The 23,698-nt window shown below is 58.9% G+C and carries 26 protein-coding genes; 18 read left to right on the top strand and 8 right to left on the bottom strand.

Annotated elements, in window-relative coordinates; genetic code table 11:
* Nucleotides 1-162 precede the first annotated feature (162 nt).
* Nucleotides 163-1,965, top strand: a complete 1,803-nt coding sequence (locus tag GS611_RS07880; RefSeq protein WP_171634406.1) for a hypothetical protein — start codon at nt 163-165, stop codon at nt 1,963-1,965.
* A gap of 18 nt (nt 1,966-1,983) precedes the next feature.
* Here GS611_RS07880 and GS611_RS07875 read toward each other — a convergent pair whose 3' ends face one another.
* Complete coding sequence (locus GS611_RS07875) at nt 1,984-3,108, bottom strand: beta-ketoacyl-ACP synthase III (protein WP_171634403.1); 1,125 nt, start codon at nt 3,106-3,108, stop codon at nt 1,984-1,986.
* A 159-nt stretch (nt 3,109-3,267) separates the two neighbouring features.
* On the opposite strand from GS611_RS07875, the gene GS611_RS07870 reads away from it, so the two are divergent.
* The 4 genes from GS611_RS07870 to GS611_RS07855 all read left to right on the top strand — a co-directional run bounded on the left by GS611_RS07870 (nt 3,268) and on the right by GS611_RS07855 (nt 8,931).
* Nucleotides 3,268-3,735, top strand: a complete 468-nt coding sequence (locus GS611_RS07870; protein WP_171634400.1) for a MarR family winged helix-turn-helix transcriptional regulator — start codon at nt 3,268-3,270, stop codon at nt 3,733-3,735.
* Entirely contained in the window at nt 3,732-4,769 is a 1,038-nt protein-coding gene (locus GS611_RS07865; RefSeq protein ID WP_171634398.1) for an efflux RND transporter periplasmic adaptor subunit, read from the top strand. The genes GS611_RS07870 and GS611_RS07865 overlap by 4 nt, the downstream gene beginning before the upstream one ends.
* A gap of 11 nt (nt 4,770-4,780) precedes the next feature.
* On the top strand, nt 4,781-7,822 hold the full coding sequence (locus GS611_RS07860; RefSeq protein WP_171634396.1) for an efflux RND transporter permease subunit: 3,042 nt from the start codon (nt 4,781-4,783) through the stop codon (nt 7,820-7,822).
* Between the two features lie 248 nt (nt 7,823-8,070).
* Entirely contained in the window at nt 8,071-8,931 is an 861-nt protein-coding gene (locus GS611_RS07855; RefSeq protein ID WP_171634393.1) for a hypothetical protein, read from the top strand.
* A gap of 53 nt (nt 8,932-8,984) precedes the next feature.
* Here GS611_RS07855 and carB read toward each other — a convergent pair whose 3' ends face one another.
* Nucleotides 8,985-12,329: a carbamoyl-phosphate synthase large subunit gene (gene carB / locus GS611_RS07850; protein ID WP_171634390.1), complete on the bottom strand. Its 3,345-nt coding sequence runs from the start codon at nt 12,327-12,329 to the stop codon at nt 8,985-8,987.
* 177 nt (nt 12,330-12,506) lie between these two features.
* On the opposite strand from carB, the gene GS611_RS07845 reads away from it, so the two are divergent.
* The 4 genes from GS611_RS07845 (at nt 12,507) to aspS (ending at nt 16,760) form a co-directional block, all read left to right on the top strand.
* Complete coding sequence (locus tag GS611_RS07845) at nt 12,507-13,634, top strand: aminodeoxychorismate synthase component I (RefSeq protein ID WP_171634384.1); 1,128 nt, start codon at nt 12,507-12,509, stop codon at nt 13,632-13,634.
* Nucleotides 13,589-14,236, top strand: coding sequence for an aminotransferase class IV family protein (locus GS611_RS07840; RefSeq protein WP_171634381.1), 648 nt, complete (start codon nt 13,589-13,591; stop codon nt 14,234-14,236). The genes GS611_RS07845 and GS611_RS07840 overlap by 46 nt, the downstream gene beginning before the upstream one ends.
* Nucleotides 14,233-14,904, top strand: coding sequence for a CPBP family intramembrane glutamic endopeptidase (locus GS611_RS07835; protein ID WP_348539720.1), 672 nt, complete (start codon nt 14,233-14,235; stop codon nt 14,902-14,904). Before GS611_RS07840 ends, GS611_RS07835 begins: the two co-directional genes overlap by 4 nt.
* 77 nt (nt 14,905-14,981) lie before the next feature.
* Complete coding sequence (gene aspS / locus GS611_RS07830; protein WP_171634377.1) at nt 14,982-16,760, top strand: aspartate--tRNA ligase; 1,779 nt, start codon at nt 14,982-14,984, stop codon at nt 16,758-16,760.
* Nucleotides 16,761-16,932: 172 nt separating this feature from the next.
* On the opposite strand, the gene GS611_RS07825 is transcribed toward aspS, so the two are convergent.
* Nucleotides 16,933-17,652: a response regulator gene (locus GS611_RS07825; RefSeq protein ID WP_171634374.1), complete on the bottom strand. Its 720-nt coding sequence runs from the start codon at nt 17,650-17,652 to the stop codon at nt 16,933-16,935.
* A 136-nt stretch (nt 17,653-17,788) separates the two neighbouring features.
* Between GS611_RS07825 and mce the strand changes: the two genes are divergently transcribed.
* Together mce and GS611_RS07815 are read left to right on the top strand one after the other, a co-directional pair.
* Entirely contained in the window at nt 17,789-18,193 is a 405-nt protein-coding gene (gene mce / locus GS611_RS07820; protein ID WP_170346086.1) for a methylmalonyl-CoA epimerase, read from the top strand.
* Nucleotides 18,194-18,217: 24 nt separating this feature from the next.
* Nucleotides 18,218-18,490: a DUF1467 family protein gene (locus tag GS611_RS07815; RefSeq protein ID WP_117867937.1), complete on the top strand. Its 273-nt coding sequence runs from the start codon at nt 18,218-18,220 to the stop codon at nt 18,488-18,490.
* Between the two features lie 6 nt (nt 18,491-18,496).
* Here GS611_RS07815 and GS611_RS07810 read toward each other — a convergent pair whose 3' ends face one another.
* Together GS611_RS07810 and GS611_RS07805 are read right to left on the bottom strand one after the other, a co-directional pair.
* Nucleotides 18,497-19,195 (bottom strand): EI24 domain-containing protein, encoded by a 699-nt coding sequence (locus GS611_RS07810; RefSeq protein ID WP_171634371.1) that lies wholly within the window; start codon nt 19,193-19,195, stop codon nt 18,497-18,499.
* Nucleotides 19,192-19,770, bottom strand: a complete 579-nt coding sequence (locus GS611_RS07805; protein WP_171634367.1) for a nitroreductase family protein — start codon at nt 19,768-19,770, stop codon at nt 19,192-19,194. The genes GS611_RS07810 and GS611_RS07805 overlap by 4 nt, the downstream gene beginning before the upstream one ends.
* A 135-nt stretch (nt 19,771-19,905) precedes the next feature.
* On the opposite strand from GS611_RS07805, the gene GS611_RS07800 reads away from it, so the two are divergent.
* A complete protein-coding gene (locus GS611_RS07800; RefSeq protein ID WP_171634363.1) occupies nt 19,906-20,181 on the top strand; it encodes a DUF167 domain-containing protein in 276 nt (91 codons plus the stop codon).
* Here the strand turns inward: GS611_RS07800 and GS611_RS07795 are convergent.
* A complete protein-coding gene (locus GS611_RS07795) occupies nt 20,169-20,417 on the bottom strand; it encodes a hypothetical protein (RefSeq protein WP_170346090.1) in 249 nt (82 codons plus the stop codon). The two genes, GS611_RS07800 and GS611_RS07795, sit on opposite strands and share 13 nt — an antisense overlap.
* Before the next feature lie 120 nt (nt 20,418-20,537).
* Between GS611_RS07795 and GS611_RS07790 the strand changes: the two genes are divergently transcribed.
* The 5 genes from GS611_RS07790 to GS611_RS07770 all read left to right on the top strand — a co-directional run bounded on the left by GS611_RS07790 (nt 20,538) and on the right by GS611_RS07770 (nt 22,475).
* Nucleotides 20,538-21,245 carry a M48 family metallopeptidase gene (locus tag GS611_RS07790; RefSeq protein WP_171634361.1) on the top strand — a complete coding sequence of 236 codons (708 nt, stop codon included), beginning with the start codon at nt 20,538-20,540 and terminating at the stop codon, nt 21,243-21,245.
* Nucleotides 21,242-21,610, top strand: coding sequence for a YigZ family protein (locus tag GS611_RS07785; RefSeq protein WP_171206242.1), 369 nt, complete (start codon nt 21,242-21,244; stop codon nt 21,608-21,610). Before GS611_RS07790 ends, GS611_RS07785 begins: the two co-directional genes overlap by 4 nt.
* 69 nt (nt 21,611-21,679) lie before the next feature.
* A complete protein-coding gene (locus GS611_RS07780) occupies nt 21,680-21,931 on the top strand; it encodes a DUF6455 family protein (protein ID WP_171634356.1) in 252 nt (83 codons plus the stop codon).
* Between the two features lie 14 nt (nt 21,932-21,945).
* Entirely contained in the window at nt 21,946-22,215 is a 270-nt protein-coding gene (locus GS611_RS07775; protein WP_171634354.1) for a DUF6455 family protein, read from the top strand.
* Nucleotides 22,215-22,475 carry a DUF6455 family protein gene (locus GS611_RS07770; protein ID WP_171634351.1) on the top strand — a complete coding sequence of 87 codons (261 nt, stop codon included), beginning with the start codon at nt 22,215-22,217 and terminating at the stop codon, nt 22,473-22,475. The genes GS611_RS07775 and GS611_RS07770 overlap by 1 nt, the downstream gene beginning before the upstream one ends.
* Here the strand turns inward: GS611_RS07770 and GS611_RS07765 are convergent, their stop codons facing one another.
* Nucleotides 22,476-22,718: a CDGSH iron-sulfur domain-containing protein gene (locus GS611_RS07765; protein WP_171634349.1), complete on the bottom strand. Its 243-nt coding sequence runs from the start codon at nt 22,716-22,718 to the stop codon at nt 22,476-22,478. It abuts the gene before it with no gap.
* Nucleotides 22,719-22,947: 229 nt separating this feature from the next.
* Here GS611_RS07765 and GS611_RS07760 point away from each other — a divergent pair, with 229 nt between their 5' ends.
* The gene (locus GS611_RS07760) at nt 22,948-23,136 is read left to right on the top strand and encodes a hypothetical protein (RefSeq protein ID WP_050604769.1); all 189 of its coding nucleotides are present in this window, start codon (nt 22,948-22,950) and stop codon (nt 23,134-23,136) included.
* 136 nt (nt 23,137-23,272) lie between these two features.
* On the opposite strand, the gene GS611_RS07755 is transcribed toward GS611_RS07760, so the two are convergent.
* Nucleotides 23,273-23,632, bottom strand: a complete 360-nt coding sequence (locus GS611_RS07755; RefSeq protein ID WP_171634344.1) for a hypothetical protein — start codon at nt 23,630-23,632, stop codon at nt 23,273-23,275.
* Between the last annotated feature and the right edge of the window lie 66 nt (nt 23,633-23,698).

Here is a 23,698-nt window from a genome sequence, read left to right as displayed (position 1 = left end):
GGTCAGGAACCGTTGCGCTCATGACCGGCCAGTTTTCGCCTGTGCGGCTTACCTGTTTTCATGCTCGAAAAGTCAGAAACGCTGACTGTGCCTGTTGCCTCAATTCAGTCACGTCTGTCTTGTAAGGTCCGTCGCGGGCAAGATCGTCAAGGGCAGAGAACCATGCAGAAATCGCAGGGAACATACAGGATTTTCGCAGACCGGGTGGTTCTGCGATTTTTTGTATGCGCCTATGTGGCACTTCTGGTTCTGATGACCCTGAGTGGTCATCAGGATGGCTCTGACGACGTGATGCGCTGGGTGGTCGTGCAGGATCTGTTGCAGGGGCAGGGCTGGTTCGACAACCATCAGTATCGGCTGGGTCCCGAGGGCGGTACATTGATGCATTGGTCCCGATTGATCGACGCGCCGATCGCCTTGCTCTACGGAACATTCGGTTTGGTTTTGCCGCCCGATACGGCCCTTCAGGTGACGGCATTCGCCTGGCCCTCACTTTTGGCCGGCCTGGCCTTGTGGGCCTTTGCGGTGACAGGCAGCGTTTTGGGCGCGCGGGAAGGCGCTGTTTCGGCACTGGTTGTGGGTGTGCTGGCGCTCGAACACTCCAGGAAGTTCGACTATTTTTCGTTTGATCACCACAATGCTCAGATTCTTCTGTTCGCCACGGCCCTGATGCTGTTTGCGTTGCGCAGGGACAAACCATATGCCGGATGGCTGCTGGGTGCCTGCCTGGCGCTTTCGGTGTCGATAGGCACCGAATCGATATTGCAGATCGCACTTGTCGCCGTGTTTTTTGCCATTGACTGGATCGTCAACGGTGAACCGACCCGTCGCCGGACCATGGCATTCGGTATCGGGTTGGTCGTGACGCTTGTACTGACCAGCCTTGCGACAACGGGACACGAGGCCTTTCTGTTTCCAAGCTGTGACGCCCTGACTCTCAGCGTGGCGTTGCCGGCGAGCGTTGCCGCGGCGGGGCTTTGCATTGTGGCCTGGATCGGGTCTGGCTGGTCACTTTGGGGCCGGGTCGGCGCATGTGTTGCAATTGGCGTGGTGACATTGGCCTGCGCTTACGATTTCGCCCCGCATTGTCTCAGCAATCCGATCGAAGCCCTGCCTCAGGACATGCGCGACTATTGGCTGAGCCAGGTGGCGGAAGCCCAGAAAATCAACGTCACTCTGCAACGGCACCGGGGCGAAGCGCTGGCCCTGATCGCGATGTCGATCCTGTGCGTGGCAGCCGCCCTGATCTTTGCAGTCAGATCGCCCTTCAGACTGGAATACGCCCTGTTTCTGGCCCTGATCGTGACCGGCCTGGTGGTGTTCCTCTATCAGTCCAGAATGATGACATTCCTGGGCGTTTCGCTGGTGGCTGTCCAGGCGCAGATCCTGCGTGCCCTGTACACCTCTTATGCAAGCAGTCGCCGCGCGATGTCAGGGCTTGCGATGGTTGCTTTCATCCTCTGCATCTCGCCGAAAACCGGCGCCAGCATCGATGAGCAGTTGGGGCGCTTTGCCGAGCCGTCCTTTGCCGCATCCGCGATGCCGGCCCGACAGTCACAGCAAAATTCGGGGGCATCCTGCAAAACGCCCGAAGCCTATGCAGCCCTGCATGGCCTGCCAACCGGCAGAGTTCTTGTTGATTTCGACTTTGCCGCGAACGTGCTGCGCCATACCGACCATTCCGTATTGGCGGGCAATTATCACCGGAATCAGGCTGGAATTCTGGCGCAGATCGAACTGTTCCGATCGGACGCCGACCAGATCGGATCACGCCTGACCGAGCTGGACGTGGATTACGTCATGCTCTGCACGTCCGCACCGCGCGCCGAATTCTGGTCCTGGGCGTCACAGGGCCGTGGTTTGCAACCGCGATTGATTGCGGGTGAAATCCCGGCCTATCTCAGACGGATACAAGCTGCGGAAGGTACAGCCTTTCAGGTCTTTCAGGTGAGTGGGGCAGGCTAGGCCACACAAGATCAACCGTCAGGCGTGGCGCTTCACGATCACCGAACCGACGGAATACCCGGCGCCGAAGGAACAGATCAGGCCCAGATCACCTTCCTGCAAGTCGTCGGAATACTTAGAAAACGCGATGATCGACCCCGCAGAAGACGTGTTGGCATAATCCTGAAGGATGTTGGGTTGCTCGCCCGGCTCGGGTTCGCGGCCCAGGACTTTCTTGCCGATGAAGTCGTTCATCGTCTTGTTGGCCTGATGCAGCCACAGGCGTTTCAGATCAGAGTTTCTGACCCCTTCGGCATCCATGTGGTCGCTGATATGCTTGCTGACCATCGGCAGTACTTCCTTGAATACTTTCCGACCGTTCTGCATGAACTGCATGTCGCGCCGATCGGTCAGCCCGTCAGGGCGCGAGCGGCGCAGAAAGCCGTTGTTGTTGCGGATATTGTTGGAAAACGCAGTAGCACAGCGGGTCGACAGGATTTCGAAATGCGGGCCTTTGGCGTCTTCGATCCGCTCGATCAGCGTTGCCGTCGCCACATCGCCAAAGATGAAATGACAATCCCGGTCGCGCCATTCCAGATGGCCCGAGCAGATCTCGGGGTTGACCACCAGCGCCGCTCGCACCGATCCAGACCTCACCATATCCGCCGCGGCCTGAATGCCGAACGTGGCCGAAGAACAGGCGACGTTCATGTCAAAGCCGAACCCGTTGATCCCCAGTTCCTGCTGAATTTCGATCGCAATCGCCGGATAGGCGCGCTCGTGGTTCGAGGCCGCGCAGATTACCAGATCGACATCCGCCGCTGTGCGCCCCGCCTGCGCCAGCGCCTTCCTGCAGGCATCCACTGCCATCTCGGTCATGATCCCGGGCTCGTCATCGCTGCGCTGGCGCAGCGTCGGGTGCATCACGTCCGGGTTCAGCACCCCGGCCTTGTCCATCACGTAGCGGTTTTCGATCCCCGACGCCTTGACGATGAACTCTTCCGAGGAATGCTGCATCGCCTCCATCTGCCCGGCGGCGATGGCTTTGGCATTCTTCGCGTTCTGTTTGTCGGCATAAGCGTTGAATGCTTCGACAAGCTCGGCATTGGTGATGACGTTTTCCGGCGTGAAGACACCGGTACCGGTGATGGCGGGGGTATACATGGCTAGCCCTGAGTGTTTCGGATTTGCCCAAAATGCAGTCACGGTGTGATTTGATCAAGGTATGTTGACCTAAGGGAATGTGCATAAAGCTGTAGCTTCATATCTTGAAAAGTTCAGAAACTGAAGTATATGACCGCTCCAAACGCGCGGAGATCCCCGATGCCCGACGATATCAGCACCAGGCTTGGCCGCCTCAGCCCCGAGATTCAGGCGATCATGGGCGTCTATGCCCTGTACTGGAAACTGGAAGAGACCTTCGACTGTATCGAAACAGACCTGAGCCACCCCGAATGCCATATGCTGATCAAGCTGGATCAGCCGAAACGCATGGGGGTTTTGGCTGCAGATATGCTGAGTGTACCGTCCACAATCACCGCCACCGCGGATTCGCTGGAAAAAGCCGGCTATCTCATGCGCGAGCGTGACCCCGAAGACCGCCGCGCCTGGTTGCTGGTGCTGACCGAGCGTGGCGAAGAAGCCCGCAACATGCTGGTGGCCGAGGCCGGAGACCTTTTTCACAGGGCCTCGGGCCTGAACGACGAAGAAACAGCCGAATTCGCGCGACTGGCGCGCAAAATCCGTGACAACGTTTTGAAAACGGGAATTCCCGAGGGACTGAAGAAATGAAACTCCTGACCTCTCTGGGCCTTGCACTGGCCGTTCTGGCAACTCCGATTACCGCTCAAGATACTCCGAAACCGGTCAAGCTGATGCAGGTGCACGAAACAACGCCCGGCTTCACCCGCCAGTTCTTCGGTCGTGTTGCCGCGCGGCAGACGGTCGATCTTGCCTTTCAGGTTGCCGGTCAGATCGTCGAAATGCCGGTCAACGAAGGGTTTGTCATCCCCAAAGGCGGCCTGATTGCGCGACTGGATCAGGAGCCGTTCGAACTGCGGCTTGAGCGGGCGCAGCTGCAAAAGGAACAGGCCGACCGAACCGTCGCACGCCTGTCGCGTTTGCGGGGCACCACGGCCAGCCAGGTGGCGGTCGATGACGCGGAGACCGAAGCGCAACTGGCCGCGATCGCACTGCGCGATGCCGAATACGAACTGGAACACGCGACTCTGACCGCACCATTTGACGCGCTGGTCTCCAGCCGCGCGGTCGAGGCTTTCACCACCGTATCGGCGGGCACGCCGATCGTCCGCATCCACGACATGTCCGAACTGCGCATCGAGGTGGACGTGCCCGAGATTCTGTTTCAACGCTCGGGCCAGAACGACGATATCACCATCACCGCCAAATTCCCCGTAAGTGATGAAGTCTTCCCGCTGGAAATCCGTGAATTCGACGCTGAAACCTCAAGTGTCGGGCAGACCTTCCGCATTCAGTTCGGCCTGACCCCGCCCGAGGGGCTGCAAATTCTTCCCGGCTCGTCCGTCACCGTCAACGTAAAGGTCCGGGATGAGCGCACAGGCATCGTCGTGCCGGCGACAACCATCATCGCGGATGCAACAGGTGAGCTGGGCGTCATGGTGTTCTCTCCCGCTGGCGCGGATGAAGGCACGGTCCGCCGCGTTCCGGTGACAATCGAACCCACGCAGTCGGGCGATGTTCGGGTGTTGAAAGGCTTGTCCGACGGTGACGAAGTTGTTGTGGCTGGCGGTGCTGTGCTGACAGACGGTCAGTCCGTGCGCCGGTTCACCGGCTTCGCGAACTGAGGGGCAGACAGATGAACATCGCGCGCGCCTCGATTGATCGACCGCTTTACACATGGCTGATCATCCTCATTGCACTCTTTGGTGGCATCTGGGGATTCACGTCGCTTGGTCGTTTGGAAGACCCGGCGTTCACCATCAAGAACGCGGTCATCGCCACCCAATATCCCGGTGCCACGGCGGAACAGGTGGCGCTTGAAGTGTCCGAACCCCTTGAATCCGCGATCCAGCAGATGGGCGAGGTGGATGTCATAACCTCTGTCAACCAACCCGGACAATCGCTGATCGAAGTAGAGATCAAGTCGACCTACGACGGCACCGAACTGCCCGATATCTGGACCCGCCTGCGGGCCAAGGTGCGCGATGCCGCCCGCGGGCTTCCGTCGGGTGTCAGCCAACCCTATGTGAATGACGGGTTCGGAGATGTGTTCGGCCTGTTCTATGCGGTGACTGCCGAAGGGTTTTCGGACGCCGAAAAGCATGAACTGGCAACGTTTCTGCGTCGCGAACTGCTGACCGTGGACGGCGTCGCCGATGTCGAGGTTCAGGGCCTGCCGGACGAGGCGATTTTTGTAGAGCCCGATCTGGCGATCTCGGTGAACCAGAACGTCCCGCTGCAAGCGATCAACGAAGCCATAGCCAACGCGGATTCGGTGAATTCCTCGGGGTCTTTGCGGTCTGAAGATGCCCGCACCACCATTCTGACGGCCGAGGGTTCGGACAGTGTCTCGGCCATTGCGGGCCTGTCTGTCGGTTCGCAAGGGCAGGTGATCAACCTGTTCGACATGTCCGATGTCTATCGCGCCCGTCAGAACGATCCGGACATCATGATCCGCTATAACGGGACCGAAGCCTTTACCCTCGGTATCGCCGGTCTGGCGACGGAAAACATCGTCGAGGTCGGCAAGCGGGCTGACGCCAAATTCGCCGAGCTGGATGCGAATATCCCCTTCGGTGTCGATATTCTGCCGATCTATCAGCAACATGTGGTGGTCGAACAGGCCTCGAACGACTTTCTCGTGAACCTTGCCATGTCGGTGGCCATCGTGGTCGCCGTTCTGGGCATCTTCATGGGCTGGCGCGCGGCCATTGTTGTCGGTTCGACCCTGTTGCTGACCGTAGTCGGCACGCTTCTGTTCATGTCACTGTTCTCGATCGAGATGGAACGGATTTCCCTGGGTGCGCTGATCATTGCCATGGGTATGCTTGTGGACAATGCCATCGTGGTGGCCGAAGGGATGCAGATCGCGATGTTGCGTGGCCAATCCTCGCGCGATGCGGCTGAGGATGTGGCGTCCAAAACCCAGATCCCGCTGCTTGGGGCCACCGTGATCGGCATCATGGCCTTTGCCGGGATCGGGCTCAGCCCGGATGCGACGGGCGAGTTTCTGTTTTCCCTGTTTGCGGTGATCGGCATTTCGCTGCTGCTCAGCTGGATACTTGCCATCACGGTCACGCCTTTGCTGGGGCACTATTTCTTCAAGCAGGGCAAGGAGGGTGAGATCGACGCCTACGGGGGCATCCTGTTCCGCACATATGGCGCGATCCTGCGGTTTGCGCTCCGCTTCCGGTGGCTGGTTGTTGCGGGTCTCATCGGCGTAACCGTTGCGTGCTATGCCGGGTTCGGGTTGATGAAACAACAATTCTTCCCCAACTCGAACACGCCTTTGTTCTTTGTGCATTACAAGCTGCCTCAGGGCACGCCGATTGCCCGCACGGCTCAGGACATGGCGGTATTCGAAGATTGGCTGACCCAACGCGATGACGTGGTTTCGGTCACGACATTCGTCGGTCAGGGGGCAACCCGGTTCATGCTGACCTATTCGGCGGAAAAACCGAACCCGAGCTATGGTCACATGATCATCCGCACGGAAAGTCTGGATAACATCCCGGCCTTGCAGGCGGATCTGGAAGCGTTCGGGTCGGTCCAGTTCCCAGAAGGCGAGTTCGGAACCAAGCGCCTGGTCTTTGGCCCCGGTGGCGGTGATCCGATCCAGGCCCGGTTCTCGGGCAGCGATCCGGTGGTCCTGCGTCAACTTGCGGACGAGGCCGTACGGCGCATGGCGGCGGCGTCGCCCAACGCGCTGCTCGTTCATCATGACTGGCGCGAACAGGAACTGGCGGTGCAGCCGATCTATGCCACAGAACGGGCCCAGACCGCGGGTGTTACGCGCGAAGACATTGCGGCCACGCTGCAATTTTCGACCGATGGCATCACGGGCGGTGTGCTGCGGGAACGTGACCGCCTGATCCCCATCATCTTGCGTCGTCCGGCGGACGGAGATTATTCCATCGTCGATCAGGTGGTGTATTCGGACCAATCCGGGAAATTTGTACCAATCGAACAGATGGTCGATGGATTCGAGTACAAATCCCTCAATACGCTGGTTCATCGCCGCGATCGTGTTCTGACCATCACCGTCGGCGCGGACATCCCGACCGACCTGACGGCGGCTCAGGTACACGCCGAAGTTCGGGACGCCATCGAGGCAATCGAATTACCCCCCGGATACAAGATGGAGTGGGGCGGTGAGTTCGAAAACTCGCGTGACGCGCAGGAAAGCCTGGGCAAACAGTTGCCGTTGAGCCTGCTGATCATGGTGCTGATCTCGGTTCTGCTGTTCAACGCGATCCGACAGCCGATCATCATCTGGCTGCTGGTTCCGATGTCGGTCAACGGCGTGGTCATCGGCCTGTTGGGCACAGGGCTGCCCTTTACCTTCACGGCCCTTCTGGGCCTGCTCAGCCTGTCGGGCATGCTGATCAAGAACGGCATCGTTCTGGTGGAAGAGATCGACCTGGTTCGCGCCACGGGCAAACCCTTGCGCGCATCCATCGTCGAAGCCTCGGTCTCGCGTTTGCGTCCTGTGATGCTGGCTGCGATCACCACTATTCTGGGCATGGCGCCGCTGCTGACCGATGCGTTCTTCGTCTCGATGGCGGTGACGATCATGGGCGGGCTGGCTTTTGCGACCGTCCTAACAATGGTCGCCGCGCCGGTGTTCTACCTGCTTTTCTTCGCGGGCGATGAAAAACGCCAACTTGCAACGGTGTGATCCCTTTTCAAGATTGCAATAGAATCCCAGCTAAAACACACCGATCCTTGTGTGCCAGTTTAATCGTACCGAACCATTTAAAGTGACTCAGATCAGAAGGCGTCGGGAGGGTCGTAGAATGGTCGCCTGAGGGGCGGCCTTCATGGAACTCGTTGCTTGACGATGGTCGCCGCTCATCGAGAAACGCAAGGCTTGCCAGGCTCTTCTTCATTTGCTTCAGTGTGTTAGGAATTTGCACGAGGAATTCAATGGATAACAAAATTGGCGTGGCGGGCGTCGCTGGGGGGTTGGTCGGTATAGGGACCTTGTTATACACATACATTGATGGGGAACGAGCCAACGCGCGTGAGCAGGATTTGGGATTTAGCCAGTTTGCTGCAAAAATTTCTCGTCTCGAGGCAGATCTTGAACAAATAGACGAAGAACTCACTTTAAAGGATCAGGAGATATCTTCGTTGCGCGACGCGTTGAGTGCCATCGGCGAACGAGCACCGGTTGATCTTACGTTGCTGGAAAAACGCCTTAGCGATCTTGAGGAACAGCCTGTCGGGCAAGGACAAGCCGCTTCTGTAGAGGCTGTGGCAGCTTTTTTAGTACAGAACCACTTGGATGAGCTGCGCGGACCACAGGGACTGGCAGGTCCGCAAGGCCCGGTGGGTCCAAAGGGGGAAGCCGGGGCTGCTGGTAGCTCGGCGGCACTGAATCCGCGTGCTCCTATCGAAGTCACTGGCGACTTTTCGACAGATTTTGAACCGCAGTATTTCGGGTCGACCAAAGCGAACCTCGTGGGATGTGCAGGAAAGGGCGTGCGGGTTTCCTGCACCATGCTTTTGGAACCAGAAGATGCCGCGTCATATCACTTTCAGGCCAGAGGAGACAAAATTCGCCTGGCATTGCCGACGGCGGAATGGGTCCAGGCGAAAGAATTCAAAGTTGGTTCACAAAAAAACTGGGTTGTCGGGGGCAATTTGTCCGCGGGTATCCCCCAGCGTGTAGATATTGCTTTCGACCTGCCGAGCGGTGGGCACAAAGGATTTCTGGCATTGGAAGTTTTTGAAGGTCAAAGCAGATCAACCGCCGTTTGGAAAGACATCCCTTTGGCAGAATGATGAGGAAGCTCTGGAGGATATCCAGAGCTTCTTAACGCTGATAGCCACGGCGCTTATCCCTGTAGCGACTTCACCTCGACATCCCCTTCGGCCTGCGCCTTGATCGCCAGAGCGGCAGCATGGCTTGCAGCGGCAGTGGTGTAATACGGGATCTTGTCATAAAGCGCGATGGACCGGATGGCCTTGCTGTCCTCGACCGCCTGCGCGCCTTCGGTGGTGTTCATCAGCAGTTGAACCTGACCGTCTTTCAGCATGTCGACCACGTCCGGGCGGCCCTCATAGACCTTGTTGACCACGTCGCATGGCACACCCTGTTCCGCCAGCCAGCTTTGCGTGCCGCGGGTGGCGACCAGCGTGAAGCCTTGTTCGACCAGAACCTGTGCGGCCTCGAGCATCGCCGCGCCCTTGTCGGCATCCTTGATCGAAATAAAGGCCCGGCCCGAAGTCGGCAGCACCATGCCCGCGCCCATCTGCGCCTTGAGGAAGGCGCGCGGGAAATCGCGGTCCCAGCCCATGACCTCGCCGGTCGAGCGCATTTCCGGGCCAAGGATGGTATCGACGCCCGGGAAACGGGCGAAGGGCAGGACCGCCTCTTTCACCGAGAACCATGGCATGTCCGGGTCGGCCAGCGTCATCTGATCCGCGATCTTTGTGTCGTCCACGGTCTTGTAGGGCGGACGCTGCGGGAAGCTCGCCAGCTTTTCGCCTGCCATGACGCGCGCGGCGATGGACGCAATCGCGCTGTCGGTGGCCTTTGCCACGAACGGCACGGTGCGCGAGGCGCGCGGGTTGACCTCGATCAGGTAGATCTCATCATCCTTGATCGCGAACTGAACATTCATCAGGCCGACAACGTTCAGCGCCTTGGCCAGCTTGAACGCCTGATCCTTGATCTGCGCGATGATCTCTTTCGACAGCGAATAGGGCGGCAGCGAACAGGCCGAGTCGCCCGAGTGCACGCCGGCCTCTTCGATATGCTGCATGATGCCTGCCACATGCACATCGGTGCCGTCGCACAGCGCGTCCACGTCCAGCTCGACCGCGCCAGCCAGATAGCTGTCCAGCAGAACGGGGCTGTCGCCGGAGACCACCACGGCCTCGTTGATGTAGCGTCGCAGCTGGTCCATGTCGCGAACGATCTCCATCGCGCGGCCGCCCAGAACGTAGGACGGGCGGATCACCAGCGGAAAACCGATTTCCTCGGCGATTTCCAGCGCCTGCGCGTCGGTCGAGGCGATGCCGTTCTTGGGCTGTTTCAACCCCAGTTCATTGACCAGCGCCTGAAAACGCTCGCGGTCTTCGGCCAGGTCAATCGCGTCAGGCGTGGTGCCCAGGATCGGGATGCCCTCGGCCTCGAGCGCGTTGGCCAGTTTCAGCGGTGTCTGTCCACCGAACTGAACAATGACGCCGTGCAGCGTGCCGTTTTCCTGTTCCTTCGTCAGGATTTCCATGACGTGTTCAAAGGTCAGCGGCTCGAAATACAAGCGATCCGAAGTGTCATAATCGGTCGAAACCGTCTCGGGGTTGCAGTTGATCATGATGGTTTCATACCCCGCTTCGGTCAGCGCGAAGCAGGCGTGGCAGCAGCAATAGTCGAACTCGATGCCCTGACCAATGCGGTTTGGGCCGCCGCCAAGAATGACGACCTTTTTGCGGTCGCTCGGGCGCGCCTCGCATTCGACCTCGCCCATCATGGGCGCTTCGTAGGTTGAGTACATGTAAGGTGTCTGCGCCTCGAACTCGGCGGCGCAGGTGTCGATGCGTTTGAACACCGCTGAAACGCCCAGATTGCGGCGCGCGCGGCGGACGTTGTCTTCGTCACGGCCCGTCAGCTTGCCCAGACGCGCATCGGTGAATCCCAGCATTTTCAGCTTGCGGATACCATCCTCGGTGACGGGCAGACCGTCCTTGCGGAGCTGACGCTCGGCCTCGACGATCTCGCGGATGCGAGCCAGGAACCAGGGGTCGAACTTGGTGACGCCGAAAATCTCGTCATCGCTCAGGCCATGGCGCATCGCTTGTGCAATGGTGCGCAGGCGGTCGGGTGTCTGCTGGCTGATCGCCTTGATCACGGCGGCCTTGTCGTCGGCCTCGTCCCAGAGGCCTACGTTCAGGCCGGGGATTTCGACCTCATCAAAGCCGGTCAGGCCCGATTCCATCGAGGCCAGTGCCTTCTGCATCGATTCGTGGATCGTACGGCCAATCGACATCGCCTCGCCCACCGACTTCATCGCGGTGGTCAGATAGGGTTCGGAACCGGGGAATTTCTCAAACGCGAATTTCGGAATTTTTGTCACGACATAGTCGATTGTCGGCTCGAACGAGGCGGGGGTGACTTTGGTGATGTCGTTGTCCAGCTCGTCCAGCGTATAGCCCACGGCCAGTTTTGCGGCGATCTTGGCAATCGGGAAACCGGTCGCCTTGGATGCCAGCGCCGACGAGCGCGACACGCGCGGGTTCATCTCGATCACGACCATGCGACCATCGACCGGGTTGATCGCCCATTGCACGTTTGAGCCGCCGGTTTCGACACCGATTTCGCGCAGCACGGCAATCGAGTGATTGCGCATGATCTGGTATTCTTTGTCAGTGAGCGTCAGGGCAGGGGCCACGGTGATCGAGTCACCCGTATGCACGCCCATCGGATCGACGTTTTCGATGGAACACACGATGATGGCGTTGTCGGCAGTGTCGCGCACCACCTCCATTTCGTATTCTTTCCAGCCCAGAAGGCTTTCGTCGATCAGGATTTGACCCACGGGCGAGGCATCCATACCCGAGCGGCAAATATGGATGTAATCCTCACGGTTATACGCCACGCCGCCACCGGTGCCGCCCAGTGTAAAGGCCGGGCGGATGATGGCAGGAAGCCCCACGGTTTCAAGGGTTTCAAGCGCCAGCGCCACGCCAGCGTCCAGGTCTTTCTTGCCGCTCTCGTCCTTGGGGGCGGTCACAATCTCGGCCTTGGGGTTTTCGATGCCCAGCCGGTCCATCGCCTCGCGGAACAGGGCGCGGTCTTCGGCCATTTCGATGGCATCGCGCTTGGCGCCGATCATCTCGACGCCGAACTTGTCCAGCACGCCCATTTCTTCCAGTGCCAGCGAGGTGTTCAGGCCGGTCTGTCCGCCCATGGTGGGCAACAGGGCGTCAGGGCGTTCTTTCTCGATGATCTTGGCGACCACTTCGGGTGTAATCGGCTCGATATAGGTGGCGTCGGCCAGACCGGGGTCGGTCATGATCGTCGCCGGGTTCGAGTTCACCAAAATGACCCGGTATCCTTCCTCGCGCAGGGCCTTGCAGGCCTGAGCACCGGAATAGTCGAATTCACAGGCCTGACCGATAACAATGGGGCCCGCCCCAATGATCATGATCGACTGGATGTCGGTTCTTCTCGGCATGGCCTTGTTCCTTCGATTGTCCGCGAGTCAGGGCACCGCCCCAGCGCCCAAATTGTCCTGCGTTATAGGGACCGCGCAAAAAGGTGCAAGAGGTATCGGAAACAGGGACGAAATTGCCGCTTTCCCCTCTTTCACTTGGCAGAGTATTCTCTATATGGCCCCTCACGGCAAATGAGGATGCAAGTGCGTATTCGTTTCGATCAGGGACCGGCCGGGCGAGGAACCCGGTTTCAGCGTCCGTCTCAGGTGATCCGCGCGGATGTGGCGGAGGACGTGCCCCAGGCTCTGGCGGCGCTGGACGAGGCGCGCGCAGGCGGTGCCTGGCTGGCAGGGTATGCCAGTTACGAGCTGGGCTATGCGCTTGAACCCCGGCTCAATGGTCTATTGCCGGAAGAACGACGCCTGCCTTTGTTGTGCTTTGGGGTCTATGATGCACCGGATCGTGTCGCCCTTCCGTCGCCTGCGGGTGAAGTGGGCGCATTCCGGCCGCGCTGGGATGAAGCGCGCTACGGCAAGGCCTTCAGGGCCGTGCATGACGCCATCGGTGCCGGCGACATCTATCAGGCCAATCTGACATTTCCGATTGATCTGTCCGTCTCGGGCAACAGCGAAACGCTCTATGCCGCGCTGGCGGTGGGGCAGCCAGTGGGCCACGGAGCACTGGTGCAGCAGGATGGGCTGCCCGATCTGCTCAGCCGCTCGCCGGAGTTGTTTTTCCGCACCGATGAGGGTGGGCGGATCGAAACCCGGCCGATGAAGGGCACGCAACCGCGCAGTGAAGACCCGGATGAGGATGCGCGCCGCCGAGCTTTTCTGAGCGCGGACGAAAAGAATCGGGCCGAGAACCTGATGATTGTTGATTTGCTGCGCAACGATATCAGCCGCGTCGCGCTGCCCGGATCCGTTCATGTGCCTGACCTGTTCCGGGTGGAAACCTATGCCACCGTACATCAGATGGTCTCGCTGGTGCGGGCGCAGCTGCACAAATGCGTGGGGTTGGGTGAAATACTGACCGCCCTGTTTCCCTGCGGGTCGATCACCGGAGCCCCCAAGATTCGCGCGATGGAAATTCTTGCGGAACTGGAGCCATGGGCGCGCGACATCTATTGCGGGACGATTGGCTGGGCCGCGCCTGATGGTCGGTCCGAGTTCAACGTGGCCATCCGCACCTTGATGCTTGAGGATGATCAGGCCACTCTGAACGTAGGTGGCGGTGTCGTTTGGGACAGCACCGCCCCGTCAGAGTATGAGGAGGCGTTATGGAAAGCCCGCTTCGCGCGCCAGCTGAACCTGATTTCAGCCTGATTGAAACACTGGCCTTCCGCCCGGATCAGGGCTTTGTCAGGCTGGACCGCCATCTTGCACGAATGGCCCGTACTGCGCGGGTGTTCGAGATTCCTTTCAACCCCGATGAAGCGACCGCCCGACTGAATGGCGCTGCTTGTGACACCCCGCTGCGTTGCCGCCTTACGCTGGATGTGTCGGGATCGTTCGATCTGTCGACCGGCGAACTGGTGGACAATCCCAGAATCTGGCGCGTCGCTCTGTCGGATCAGCGTCTGGCTTCGAATGACCTGTGGTTGCGTCACAAGACCACGCGCCGTGCGCTCTATGATGCCGCGCGCGCAGCGCTGCCCGAGGGGGTGGACGAACTGTTGTTTCTGAATGAACTGGATGAGCTTTGTGAAGGCACAATTACGAACCTGTTTCTGGAAATGCCTGATGGCCGGGTTCTGACGCCCGCTCTGTCCTGTGGGCTCTTGCCGGGGATACTGCGCGAAGAACTGCTGGACAACAAAGCGGTCACCGAAGCTGTGCTGACCTTGACCGACCTGAAAAATGCGCAAACTGTGCGGATCGGAAATTCACTGCGCGGACTGATCGAGGTGGAGCTGATAGACGGGTGACAAAAAACAGCATGATGATCGGACCGCCGGTTGCATTGCGACAGCTGCGGCTGGAATTTGGCCTGTTCTATATTGGCTTGCCGCTGCTGATCGCTGTTCTTTTCCCTCCGAACTGGATGTTTCCGGCGCTTTTTGCGCTGACCGGGCTTGGTATCGTGCTATTGCACCGGACGCCCGGGTTTCAATGGGCCGAACTTCGTTATGACTGGGCCAACTGGACCCTGCGCGAGGTGGCTTTGTTCTCTGCCATCGTGGCTGCCTTTTGTGTTGGTCTGATTCAGATCACGCGCCCGGATGCCGCGTTCTTCCTGCTTGTGCAGCGCCCCGAAATGCTGGCCTTCATCTGGGTCGGCTACCCACTTTTGTCAGCGCTGCCGCAAGAGCTGCTGTTCCGTCCTCTGTTTTTTCGCCGCTATCACGCGATCCTTCCGGATGGGCGTGCGGCCTATCTGCTGAACGCGGCCATATTCTCGTTCGCGCACCTGATGTACTGGAGCTGGATCGTCGCGCTGATGACATTCGCCGGCGGCCTGCTGTTCACATGGGCCTACCGGCAGCGAGGGTCATTCTTCTATGCGGTGTTGCTGCACGCGATTGCGGGCAATATCATTTTTGCGGTGGGGCTGGGCGTATATTTCTACTCGGGCAATGTGCAAAGGCCGTTTTGAAGGGGCAACCCGCCTTGACTTTCCGGGGCTGACAGGGTGTATCGGCGCGACTAATTCTGCGCCCGAAGGGATATTCCATGCACGCCTATCGCAGCCACACCTGCGCCGCCTTGACCGCCGCCAATGTCGGAGAAACCGTTCGCCTGTCCGGTTGGGTGCATCGGGTTCGAGATCATGGGGGCGTGCTGTTCATCGATCTCCGCGACCATTTCGGTGTAACCCAGATCTTGTGCGACGGCGACAGCGCCGCCTTTGCCGAGCTGGAAAAGGTGCGGTCCGAATGGTGCATCCGTATCGACGGCACCGTCAAAGCCCGTGACCCGGACTTGGTGAACCCGAAACTGCCCACCGGCGAGATCGAGGTTTACGTGCGCGAACTGGAAGTTCTGGGGGCCGCCGACGAATTGCCGCTGATGGTCTTCGGCGATCAGGAATACCCCGAGGAAACGCGTCTGCGCTATCGCTATCTGGACCTGCGCCGCGAGGCGATGCAGCGGAACATGACCCTGCGCTCGGACGTGGTAGCCTCCATGCGCAAGCGTATGTGGGATCAGGGCTTTCGCGAGTATCAGACGCCGATCATCACCGCCTCGTCGCCCGAAGGCGCGCGTGACTTCCTAGTGCCGTCGCGTCTGCACCCGGGCAAATTCTACGCGCTGCCACAGGCACCTCAGCAGTTCAAACAGCTGATCATGGTGTCGGGCTTCGACAAATACTTCCAGATTGCACCATGCTTCCGTGACGAAGACCCGCGCGCCGACCGCTCGCCCACCGATTTCTATCAGCTCGACCTCGAGATGTCCTTTGTTGAACAGCAGGACGTGTTCGACACGATCCAGCCCGTTCTGACCGGCGTGTTCGAAGAGTTTGGCGGTGGCCGCAAGGTCGATCAGCACTGGCCGCAGATCTCGTACAAGGACGCGGCGCTGTGGTACGGCACCGACAAGCCGGACCTGCGGAACCCCATCAAGATGCAGGTTGTATCCGACCACTTCCGCGGTTCCGGTTTCGCGATCTTCGCCAAGCTGCTTGAACAGGAAGGCACCGAGATCCGCGCGATCCCCGCGCCGGGCGGCGGCAGCCGCAAGTTCTGCGATCGCATGAACACCTTTGCCCAGAAGGAAGGTCTGCCGGGCATGGGCTATATCTTCTGGCGCGATCAGGGTCAGGGGATGGAGGCTGCGGGACCGCTGGCCAAGAACATCGGCCCCGAGCGCACCGAGGCAATCCGTCAGCAACTGGGTCTGGGCGTTGGCGATGCGGCGTTTTTCCTGGGCGGCAAGCCAAAAGCCTTTGAAAAGGTTGCCGGCAAGGCGCGTGACGTGATCGGTGAGGAATTGAACCTGACCGAAAAAGACCGTTTTGCCTTTGCCTGGATCGTCGATTTCCCGATCTATGAGCAAGACGAGGAAACCGGCGCGATCGATTTCGAACACAACCCGTTTTCGATGCCGCAGGGCGGTATGGAGGCGTTGCAGGGCAACCCGCTGGATGTGCGCGGCTACCAGTATGATCTGGCGTGCAACGGGTACGAGCTGGTTTCAGGCGCGATCCGGAACCACAAGCCGGAAATCATGCTGAAGGCCTTTGAACTGGCGGGCTATGGCGAGGATGAAGTGAAATCCCGCTTTGGTGCCCTGTTCAATGCCTTCCACTACGGCGCCCCGCCACACGGTGGATGCGCGGCTGGTATCGACCGGATCGTGATGCTGTTGGCAGATGAGGCCAATATCCGCGAAGTCATGATGTTCCCGATGAACCAGCGAGCCGAAGATCTGATGATGGACGCACCTTCGGACCCGACCTCGGATCAGTTGATGGAGCTGGGTCTTCGCATTATCCCTCAGGACCAGTAAAAAAACCGCCCGCTTGTCGCGGGCGGTTTTTTTGCACGCAGGCAGTCTGTGTCAGTCCAGCGGGTCTTTCAGATTGGTTCGGTTGACGCGGATGGAACGCGCGGCCTGCCGTGTTTGGCGGTACAGCCAGATGCACAAAAGGGTTGCAGTGATGAAATACGCTGTCACCATTTCAAATCGCCTCTCGCTGTTCCAGTCGGTTCTGCACCATCCCGGCAACCTGCGCCGCCTGCGCCATGATCGGCGTCCCATTCGCGCGTGACAATGCCAGCTTTCGCGCTGCTTCCGCCAAGGGCCTGTCATTTGCTTCGCGCGCGACGCCGTGCAGGAACTGTGCGGCGTAGTCCAATGTACGGTGATCGTTGGGACCTGCGAGCACATCGGCGATATGGGCCATGTCGTCCTGATAGGCCAGAGGGTCCGGGCGGATGATTTCATCGCGCACGGCATGAAGCCCGCTGGGGCGCCGGTCCTCTGGCAGGCGTTCCAGAATGGATTTCTGAAAATGGGACATTGATTTTAGCGGCTTGGACAAAAAACCATCCGCGCCGGCCGCAAGAGCCATGTCTTCGCTGCCGTCATCGCCCGAAAGGCCCATGATGACACTGATACGGGGCGTGGCCTCGGCCAATTCGGCGATCAGGTCGGCGCCGGAACCGTCCGGCAGGCCCATATCGACCAGGATAACCGAAGGCCGATAGATCTGTAGGTGCCTTCGGGCCGATTTCAGGCAATCCGCACGGCGAATGCGCGCGCCGCTGTGCAGGCACATCAGGCGGATGGCATCGCAAGCGTACCGGCTGTCTTCGACAACCAATATGGTCTGACCCAGCAAGGGTCGAGTCGCGGTAGGCGCGGCGGCGGTGGTGGCAAGTAGGCCCGAATCGTCCATGGCAGCTCTCCTATGCAGCAGATGCTTCACGCTAGGAACTTCTGGCTAACACGACGTTAACGCGCGATTTGGCGCACTTGTCCTTTGGCGGATCAGCCCCCATAACCCATGCAACGCAGGACAGCAGGAGTGAGACATGATTGGACGTCTGAACCACGTCGCCATCGCCGTACCGGATCTTGAGGCGGCGTCTGAGCAATACCGCAACGCGCTGGGCGCCAAAGTCGGCGCGCCGCAGGACGAGCCGGATCATGGTGTCACGGTCGTGTTCATCGAACTGCCCAACACCAAGATCGAACTTCTGTATCCACTGGGTGACGACAGCCCGATCAACGGGTTCTTGGAAAAGAACCCGGCCGGCGGCATCCACCATGTATGTTACGAGGTCGAGGATATCATCGCGGCCCGTGATCATCTGAAAGCGACCGGAGCCCGGGTTCTGGGATCAGGTGAGCCCAAGATCGGTGCGCATGGCAAACCGGTTCTGTTTCTGCACCCCAAGGATTTCAACGGCTGCCTGGTCGAGCTGGAGCAGGTATAACCCCCCAGCCCCGGAGGGCCTGAAATGACCATTACTGCCGCGCTGGTGTTGTTCGCCGTCATCTGGTTCATGACGTTATTGGTGGTGCTGCCCATTCGCATCAAAACCCAGGGCGATCTGGGCGACATCGTTCCCGGCACGCATGCGGGCGCGCCGGAAGTGCATCACATGAAAAGAAAGATGTGGATCACCACCGGTATCTCTGTGGTTCTGTGGGCGATCATCGCCGGGATCATCCTGTCGGGCGTGATCTCGGTGCGGGATTTCGATTGGCTGAACCAGTTGGAGCCAAGGTAATCCCCGTCAGGCCTTTTGGCCTGACAAGGCATGATAGATATGGGTGAACGTGGCGGCCCCGATGATCGGGATCACGAGGTTCACCAGCGGCACTGAAAGCGGAATGGCCATCAGTGTGCCCGCCACCCAGATCGTCGTTGAATGTTTGGCCCGCAGTTTGCGCGCGCCGTCGCGCCCGATCCTTCGCATCGCGGCAAGGGTAAAATATTCACGCCCCAGCAAAAATCCGTTCATCGCCCAGAAGATGAAAGGCGCAAGCGGGGTGAAAATCGCATAGAGGATCAGCGCCAGCAGGTTTGCCACAATCAGAAGGCCAAGGAAGCTGAGACCGTCCATAAGCGCCTCTGACACCGGGATGCGCCGTGCGGGCGGCAATGTCGGAAAATGTTTGTCCTCAACCGCCTGGGCCACCTCGTCCAGAAAGATCGAGGTGATGGCCGACGCGACCGGCACCATCAGGAAAACGGGCAGGATCAGAACGAGCACGATACCGGAATAGTTCAGAACGTCGTTCAGCCACGGCACAGCTCCCACAAACGGCAGTGAGATTTCGCTGCCGGACAGCCAGTTGATCAACCAAATCGCACCTGCACAGGCCAGAACCAGCAGCAGAATGGTCAGGCCCACGCCGCGCAGCAATACGGCGCGAAACCTGGGGTCTCCGGTCTGGCCAAGTGCGCTGAAAAAGGCGTTCAGGATGATCATTCCGAAACCCACTCTGTCAACGCGGCCACGTTGGGCCGCGGGCGTTCCGGCGGGGTCGCTCCCTCGGTGGCGATATGAATCAAACCGGCCACGCGTTCGTTTTCGGCAAGCCCGAAAGCATCGACACAGAATTCGCGATCATGTGTTTGCCAACCCGACAGCCAATTGGCGCCCCAGCCCGCAGCCAGCGCGGCATTCAGCAGCGCCAGACAGACCGCGCCAGCAGAGTAGGATTGTTCGATGGCCGGAATCTTTTCGGATTGTTTGCGAACCTCGATGACCGCGACGGCCAGATGCCCCATATCGAACTGGCTGCGCGCTTTGGCGATGTCTTCCGGGCTCTTGTTCAGCCTTTGTCCGCAGGCCTCGGTCAGGGTCGCCAGGCGTGACATGGCGCCCTTTTCCAGAACGATAAATCGCCAGGGCTCCAGTTTGCCGTGATCAGGGCTGCGGGCTGCGGCCGTCAGCAACGGCAGCAACTCTTTCCGGGTTGGGGCCGGAGCAACCAGTGTCTTGGCCGGCCGGGACCGGCGCGACTGCAAAAACACCAGAGCAGCGGGGTTTTTCAGGGACATATGTTAACTTCCTTTACATCGGGACTCTGTATCTTGGTCGGTATTCTGCCCGTTTCAAGGGCACGCCAATGGATTGCGTGGATCAATTTCATTACGACGTGCTTCGTGCAAGACTTTGAGAAAAAAGAGGAGACAATGGCGAAAACCAAACTGCGCGATCTGCCGGATCTCAGCGCAATGGCGCAGGCCGGGGCCGTGTTCAAACTGAAGGTGACGCCCAAGGCGGCCCGCGATCGGGTGAGCGTCGAAGACGGGCAGATCAAGGTATCCGTTACGGCCCCGCCGGAAAACGGCAAGGCCAACAGGGCCGTGCAGTTGCTGCTTGCAGAATGTCTTGGCGTCGCGCCCTCGACCCTGACGCTGAAGCAGGGGCCAGCCGCACGGATCAAGCTGTTTTCCTATGACCCCTGAGGTCCGGTTTCGCGAATTTGATAAACACCTTCGGGCAGATCCAGCGCGGCCGCCAGATCCCGCACCTGCTCGGGTGACAACGTGATCTTCTGTATTTGATCGGTGCGGGGATCAAGTTGTTCCAGCGTGACGCATTCCGCGAAATTGTTGATCACCACATCTTCCTGCAAAGGTTGTTCACCTTCGTCCACAAGCGTAATGACCGTCGAGTCGAATTCATGCTCAATCGTAAACATGAGGCCAGAGTGCAAGCCGCTGGGGCGCAATGCAAGCCGTTCGTTGAACCGGTGGTGTGGTTTCGCCGGCACGGGCGTACTATGTTGAAATCACGGCCATTCGGTCTCAAAGGATATGACATGCACAGATGGTTTGTTTTATTGCTGTCCCTGCTGCTTGCGGCATGTGGAGGGGGGGCCTTGCGCGTCCAACCCGCCGAGGAATGGCTGGGGGACGAGCCAGAGGCCGAACCGATGGTGCAAACCTTCCGAGAGGTCAGTCGCGCTGTTGGAGCGGAAGCCCGCAGCCAGTGTCTGAAACAGACGACCGGGCAGAATTGCGACTTTCGGATTCTTGTCGACCTGAACCCTCAGGCTTCGGTCAATGCATTCCAGACGCTGGACGAAAACAAGCAGCCGGTGATCATATTCACCCGCTCGATGATCGAATCCACCCAGAACGCGGATGAACTGGCGTTTGTCATGGGGCATGAAGCAGCTCACCACGTGTTGGGGCATATCGGCAGGCAGAGTGAAATCGCCAGCGCCAGTGCGGCTGAGTTCGGGCGGGTGGCAGAGTTGCGCGGCGGGGATGCCGCCGCCATTGAAGAGGCACAAAAGCTGGGCGCCCAGGTTGGCGTTCAGGCTTATGTGAAAGACTTTGAGCTGGAGGCAGACCAGTTGGGAACCATCATCACGTATAATGCGGGATACAATCCGTTGGTCGGGGCAAGATTCTTTGATCGCATCCCGGATCCTGGTGACAGGTTTTTGGGAACCCACCCACCAAATGCACAACGTGTGCAGATCGTGCGGGAAACAGCAGAGCAATTGGGTTTGTCCCAATGACCGAACTTACATGCTTGGGTGTTGTCATGACGGATCGCGGCTCGAAATACGCGGTGTCCGGGGCGCAGGTCACGACGCGGGCTGAAATCGATGCCGTTCTGAACGATTTGAAATCCGACAAGAGCTATGCCAAGGCCACCCACAACACCTGGGCTGCGGCTTTGCCGACCGGCGCGTTGAAAGCTGATGATGGGGAAAGCGGCGCGGGCATGGTGATCCTTCGGATGATCGAACGCGCCGGGCTGAAAAATCACGTAATAATCGTGACGCGCTGGTATGGCGGCAAGAAACTGGGCGGGGACCGCTTTCGCCGTGTTCAGGATGCCACGCGAGCCTATCTGGATCACATCGGCGTCCAATCTTGACCTGAGTCAAAGTTTGCCTTCGCAGATGCGCTACCCTTTGGACACAGCGTGAAAGCGAAAGGAAACAGCATGCCCTCCCACGAGACCCTGCGGCTGCATGCCGGATTGGTGGACGATATGGCCAGAATGCTGGACATTGATCTTGAGGAAGCCGCCATTGACGGGTCCGTTTCCGTGGACCAGATTTCTGATGCTGTTTTGCGCTGTACCGACTGCCCGAACCCAGATCACTGCAAGAGTTTGCTGAACAATCCCGGATCTGCCCGGCGGACGCCCGAATACTGCCGAAATCAGGAATTGCTTCACAATCTCCTGCCTTGACACAAAGGTCTGCCATGACACATCTGGGCGAAATCATGACCCATCTGCGCTTGGTGTTGCGTATGGGGCAAACAACCGGAACCGATTTGGCTGCGGCCTATCGGAAAGGTCATCTGAAACAGCAAGAATGGGCTGAAATCGTGCAGCAGTGTCGCGGCTGTTCCTGGGCCAGGGACTGCCCGGAATGGTTGGAACGGCGCGAGCAGGTTGAACAGGCACCGACGACATGCCCGAATCGCAAGTACTTTACTGCCCTCAAAACCAAGCAGGTGGAGAACGCTTGATGTCTCAGGTCACGTTGGGGGAAATCGAAAAGCACTTTTGGCTTACGCGCTCGGTGTCACGCTGTATGGGCATTTCAATGACCGAAGCGATGGCCGAAGGACGTCTTTCACCTGAAAAATACGCCGAGCTTGTCACGCGGTGCCGTGCTGCCGGATGTGACGTACAATGCGAGTTTTGGCTTGCCCGGCAACAGGGCACAGCGACCACTGCCCCGGATTTTTGCCCCAATGCCGAGATACTGAATGGGCTGAAAACCTGATCAAAGCCCGTTGTGCGTTCCGTCGCACAAAGGCGGTTTCGAGCTTTGCTTGCACCCACAAAAGAAGACCTTTTTGCTGTTTTCCGCAGTATATTTCACAGGCTCTAACCCGGTGCCTTTGTGCGATCCGTCGCAAAACGGCTGGCGGCTGGATTTGCCGCAGGCGCACCAGAAATAGGTTTTCCCTTCGACGACCTCGACCGGAAAAGGCGATTTTCGGGCAATGATGGGTGCGTTTGACATATGGCTTCTCCGTCTTTGGATGAATTCGCTGCAACAGTTTAGGGCGCCGGAGTCAGAAGGATAGGTTTTACGCCTCAAAGAACGTCATTGCGCCATTGGATTGGCATGGATTCGCTGTGACTCACGAAGACGTGATCGATTCAGTTGCCAGATTGTCGTTCAGCCCGTATTCTTAACCTGGCCCCGAAAAGCTGGGCAATATCAGAAAAGTAATAAAGGATTGACGGACATGAAACTGAAACTCGCTGCCGTTGGCGCATTTGCACTGATCCTGACTGCCTGTGCGCAGCAGGAAGAACCGACACCTGTTTACGTTCAGCCCAGCTATGACAAAGCCGGCACACCCAGCTGTCCAGGTGGTTATCAATTGGCCACAACCGAGGCTGGCCAAACGGTCTGTGACCCAATCACTCAGTAAGCCATTCGCAGGCGGCCCGGACCCGGACCGCCTGTACGCTTTCGGGAAAAACCGCCACCAGTTGTGGCGGTTTTTTCTTGCCTGCGATTTCTCGGCTATCGGACAGGTTGCGTTCTTCGCGTTGCGTGAACCCTGTTTAGTGCCTTTTGAAGCCGTAGGTATGCTTGAACTTGAATGACTTGAATTTCTGTCGCTTGACCGACCCGTAGGGGATATGCCCGATGACACGCCGTTTGGGGGCGGTGTATCGATAAACCGGGGCCGGCTTTTTGATATGCGCCTTGGGCCGCTTGGCATGTGACCTGGCCTTCGGGGCCACGTAATACCAGTTTATCTTGTGATGGCCGTTTTTCTGAAAGCTCAGGTGTTTGCCGCCAACCGTAATGAATCCGGCAGAGCCGACCTGTGTAGGCTGGGCGTAACCGGGAGTGGCCACGAAATGCGCGGCCATCAGGAAAACCACGCAATTCAGGCCAAGCTTGAAGATACTAGACATGAAAACCTCCATGATTGGCTTTCAGTCCAAGATCGGGTCTGACCGCGTGTTCGGCCAATAAACTCG

Origin of the sequence: Ruegeria sp. HKCCD6119 (assembly GCF_013110585.1) — a bacterium.
In the GTDB taxonomy this organism is placed as follows: domain Bacteria; phylum Pseudomonadota; class Alphaproteobacteria; order Rhodobacterales; family Rhodobacteraceae; genus Ruegeria.
This window is presented reverse-complemented; position numbering and strand designations above follow the sequence as displayed.

Bases quoted from the DNA above. Each gene is read 5' to 3' on its own strand.
- GS611_RS07825 (WP_171634374.1), bottom strand. From the start codon at position 17,652: ATGGACGATTCGGGCCTACTTGCCACCACCGCCGCCGCGCCTACCGCG.
- GS611_RS07855 (WP_171634393.1), top strand. From the start codon at position 8,071: ATGGATAACAAAATTGGCGTGGCGGGCGTCGCTGGGGGGTTGGTCGGT.
- GS611_RS07880 (WP_171634406.1), top strand. From the start codon at position 163: ATGCAGAAATCGCAGGGAACATACAGGATTTTCGCAGACCGGGTGGTT.
- mce (WP_170346086.1), top strand. From the start codon at position 17,789: ATGATTGGACGTCTGAACCACGTCGCCATCGCCGTACCGGATCTTGAG.
- GS611_RS07815 (WP_117867937.1), top strand. From the start codon at position 18,218: ATGACCATTACTGCCGCGCTGGTGTTGTTCGCCGTCATCTGGTTCATG.
- GS611_RS07865 (WP_171634398.1), top strand. From the start codon at position 3,732: ATGAAACTCCTGACCTCTCTGGGCCTTGCACTGGCCGTTCTGGCAACT.
- GS611_RS07780 (WP_171634356.1), top strand. From the start codon at position 21,680: ATGCCCTCCCACGAGACCCTGCGGCTGCATGCCGGATTGGTGGACGAT.
- GS611_RS07810 (WP_171634371.1), bottom strand. From the start codon at position 19,195: ATGATCATCCTGAACGCCTTTTTCAGCGCACTTGGCCAGACCGGAGAC.
- GS611_RS07785 (WP_171206242.1), top strand. From the start codon at position 21,242: ATGACCGAACTTACATGCTTGGGTGTTGTCATGACGGATCGCGGCTCG.
- GS611_RS07770 (WP_171634351.1), top strand. From the start codon at position 22,215: ATGTCTCAGGTCACGTTGGGGGAAATCGAAAAGCACTTTTGGCTTACG.
- GS611_RS07765 (WP_171634349.1), bottom strand. From the start codon at position 22,718: ATGTCAAACGCACCCATCATTGCCCGAAAATCGCCTTTTCCGGTCGAG.
- carB (WP_171634390.1), bottom strand. From the start codon at position 12,329: ATGCCGAGAAGAACCGACATCCAGTCGATCATGATCATTGGGGCGGGC.
- GS611_RS07870 (WP_171634400.1), top strand. From the start codon at position 3,268: ATGCCCGACGATATCAGCACCAGGCTTGGCCGCCTCAGCCCCGAGATT.
- GS611_RS07760 (WP_050604769.1), top strand. From the start codon at position 22,948: ATGAAACTGAAACTCGCTGCCGTTGGCGCATTTGCACTGATCCTGACT.
- aspS (WP_171634377.1), top strand. From the start codon at position 14,982: ATGCACGCCTATCGCAGCCACACCTGCGCCGCCTTGACCGCCGCCAAT.
- GS611_RS07795 (WP_170346090.1), bottom strand. From the start codon at position 20,417: ATGTTTACGATTGAGCATGAATTCGACTCGACGGTCATTACGCTTGTG.
- GS611_RS07755 (WP_171634344.1), bottom strand. From the start codon at position 23,632: ATGTCTAGTATCTTCAAGCTTGGCCTGAATTGCGTGGTTTTCCTGATG.
- GS611_RS07790 (WP_171634361.1), top strand. From the start codon at position 20,538: ATGCACAGATGGTTTGTTTTATTGCTGTCCCTGCTGCTTGCGGCATGT.
- GS611_RS07775 (WP_171634354.1), top strand. From the start codon at position 21,946: ATGACACATCTGGGCGAAATCATGACCCATCTGCGCTTGGTGTTGCGT.
- GS611_RS07805 (WP_171634367.1), bottom strand. From the start codon at position 19,770: ATGTCCCTGAAAAACCCCGCTGCTCTGGTGTTTTTGCAGTCGCGCCGG.
- GS611_RS07860 (WP_171634396.1), top strand. From the start codon at position 4,781: ATGAACATCGCGCGCGCCTCGATTGATCGACCGCTTTACACATGGCTG.
- GS611_RS07800 (WP_171634363.1), top strand. From the start codon at position 19,906: ATGGCGAAAACCAAACTGCGCGATCTGCCGGATCTCAGCGCAATGGCG.
- GS611_RS07875 (WP_171634403.1), bottom strand. From the start codon at position 3,108: ATGTATACCCCCGCCATCACCGGTACCGGTGTCTTCACGCCGGAAAAC.
- GS611_RS07845 (WP_171634384.1), top strand. From the start codon at position 12,507: ATGCAAGTGCGTATTCGTTTCGATCAGGGACCGGCCGGGCGAGGAACC.
- GS611_RS07840 (WP_171634381.1), top strand. From the start codon at position 13,589: ATGGAAAGCCCGCTTCGCGCGCCAGCTGAACCTGATTTCAGCCTGATT.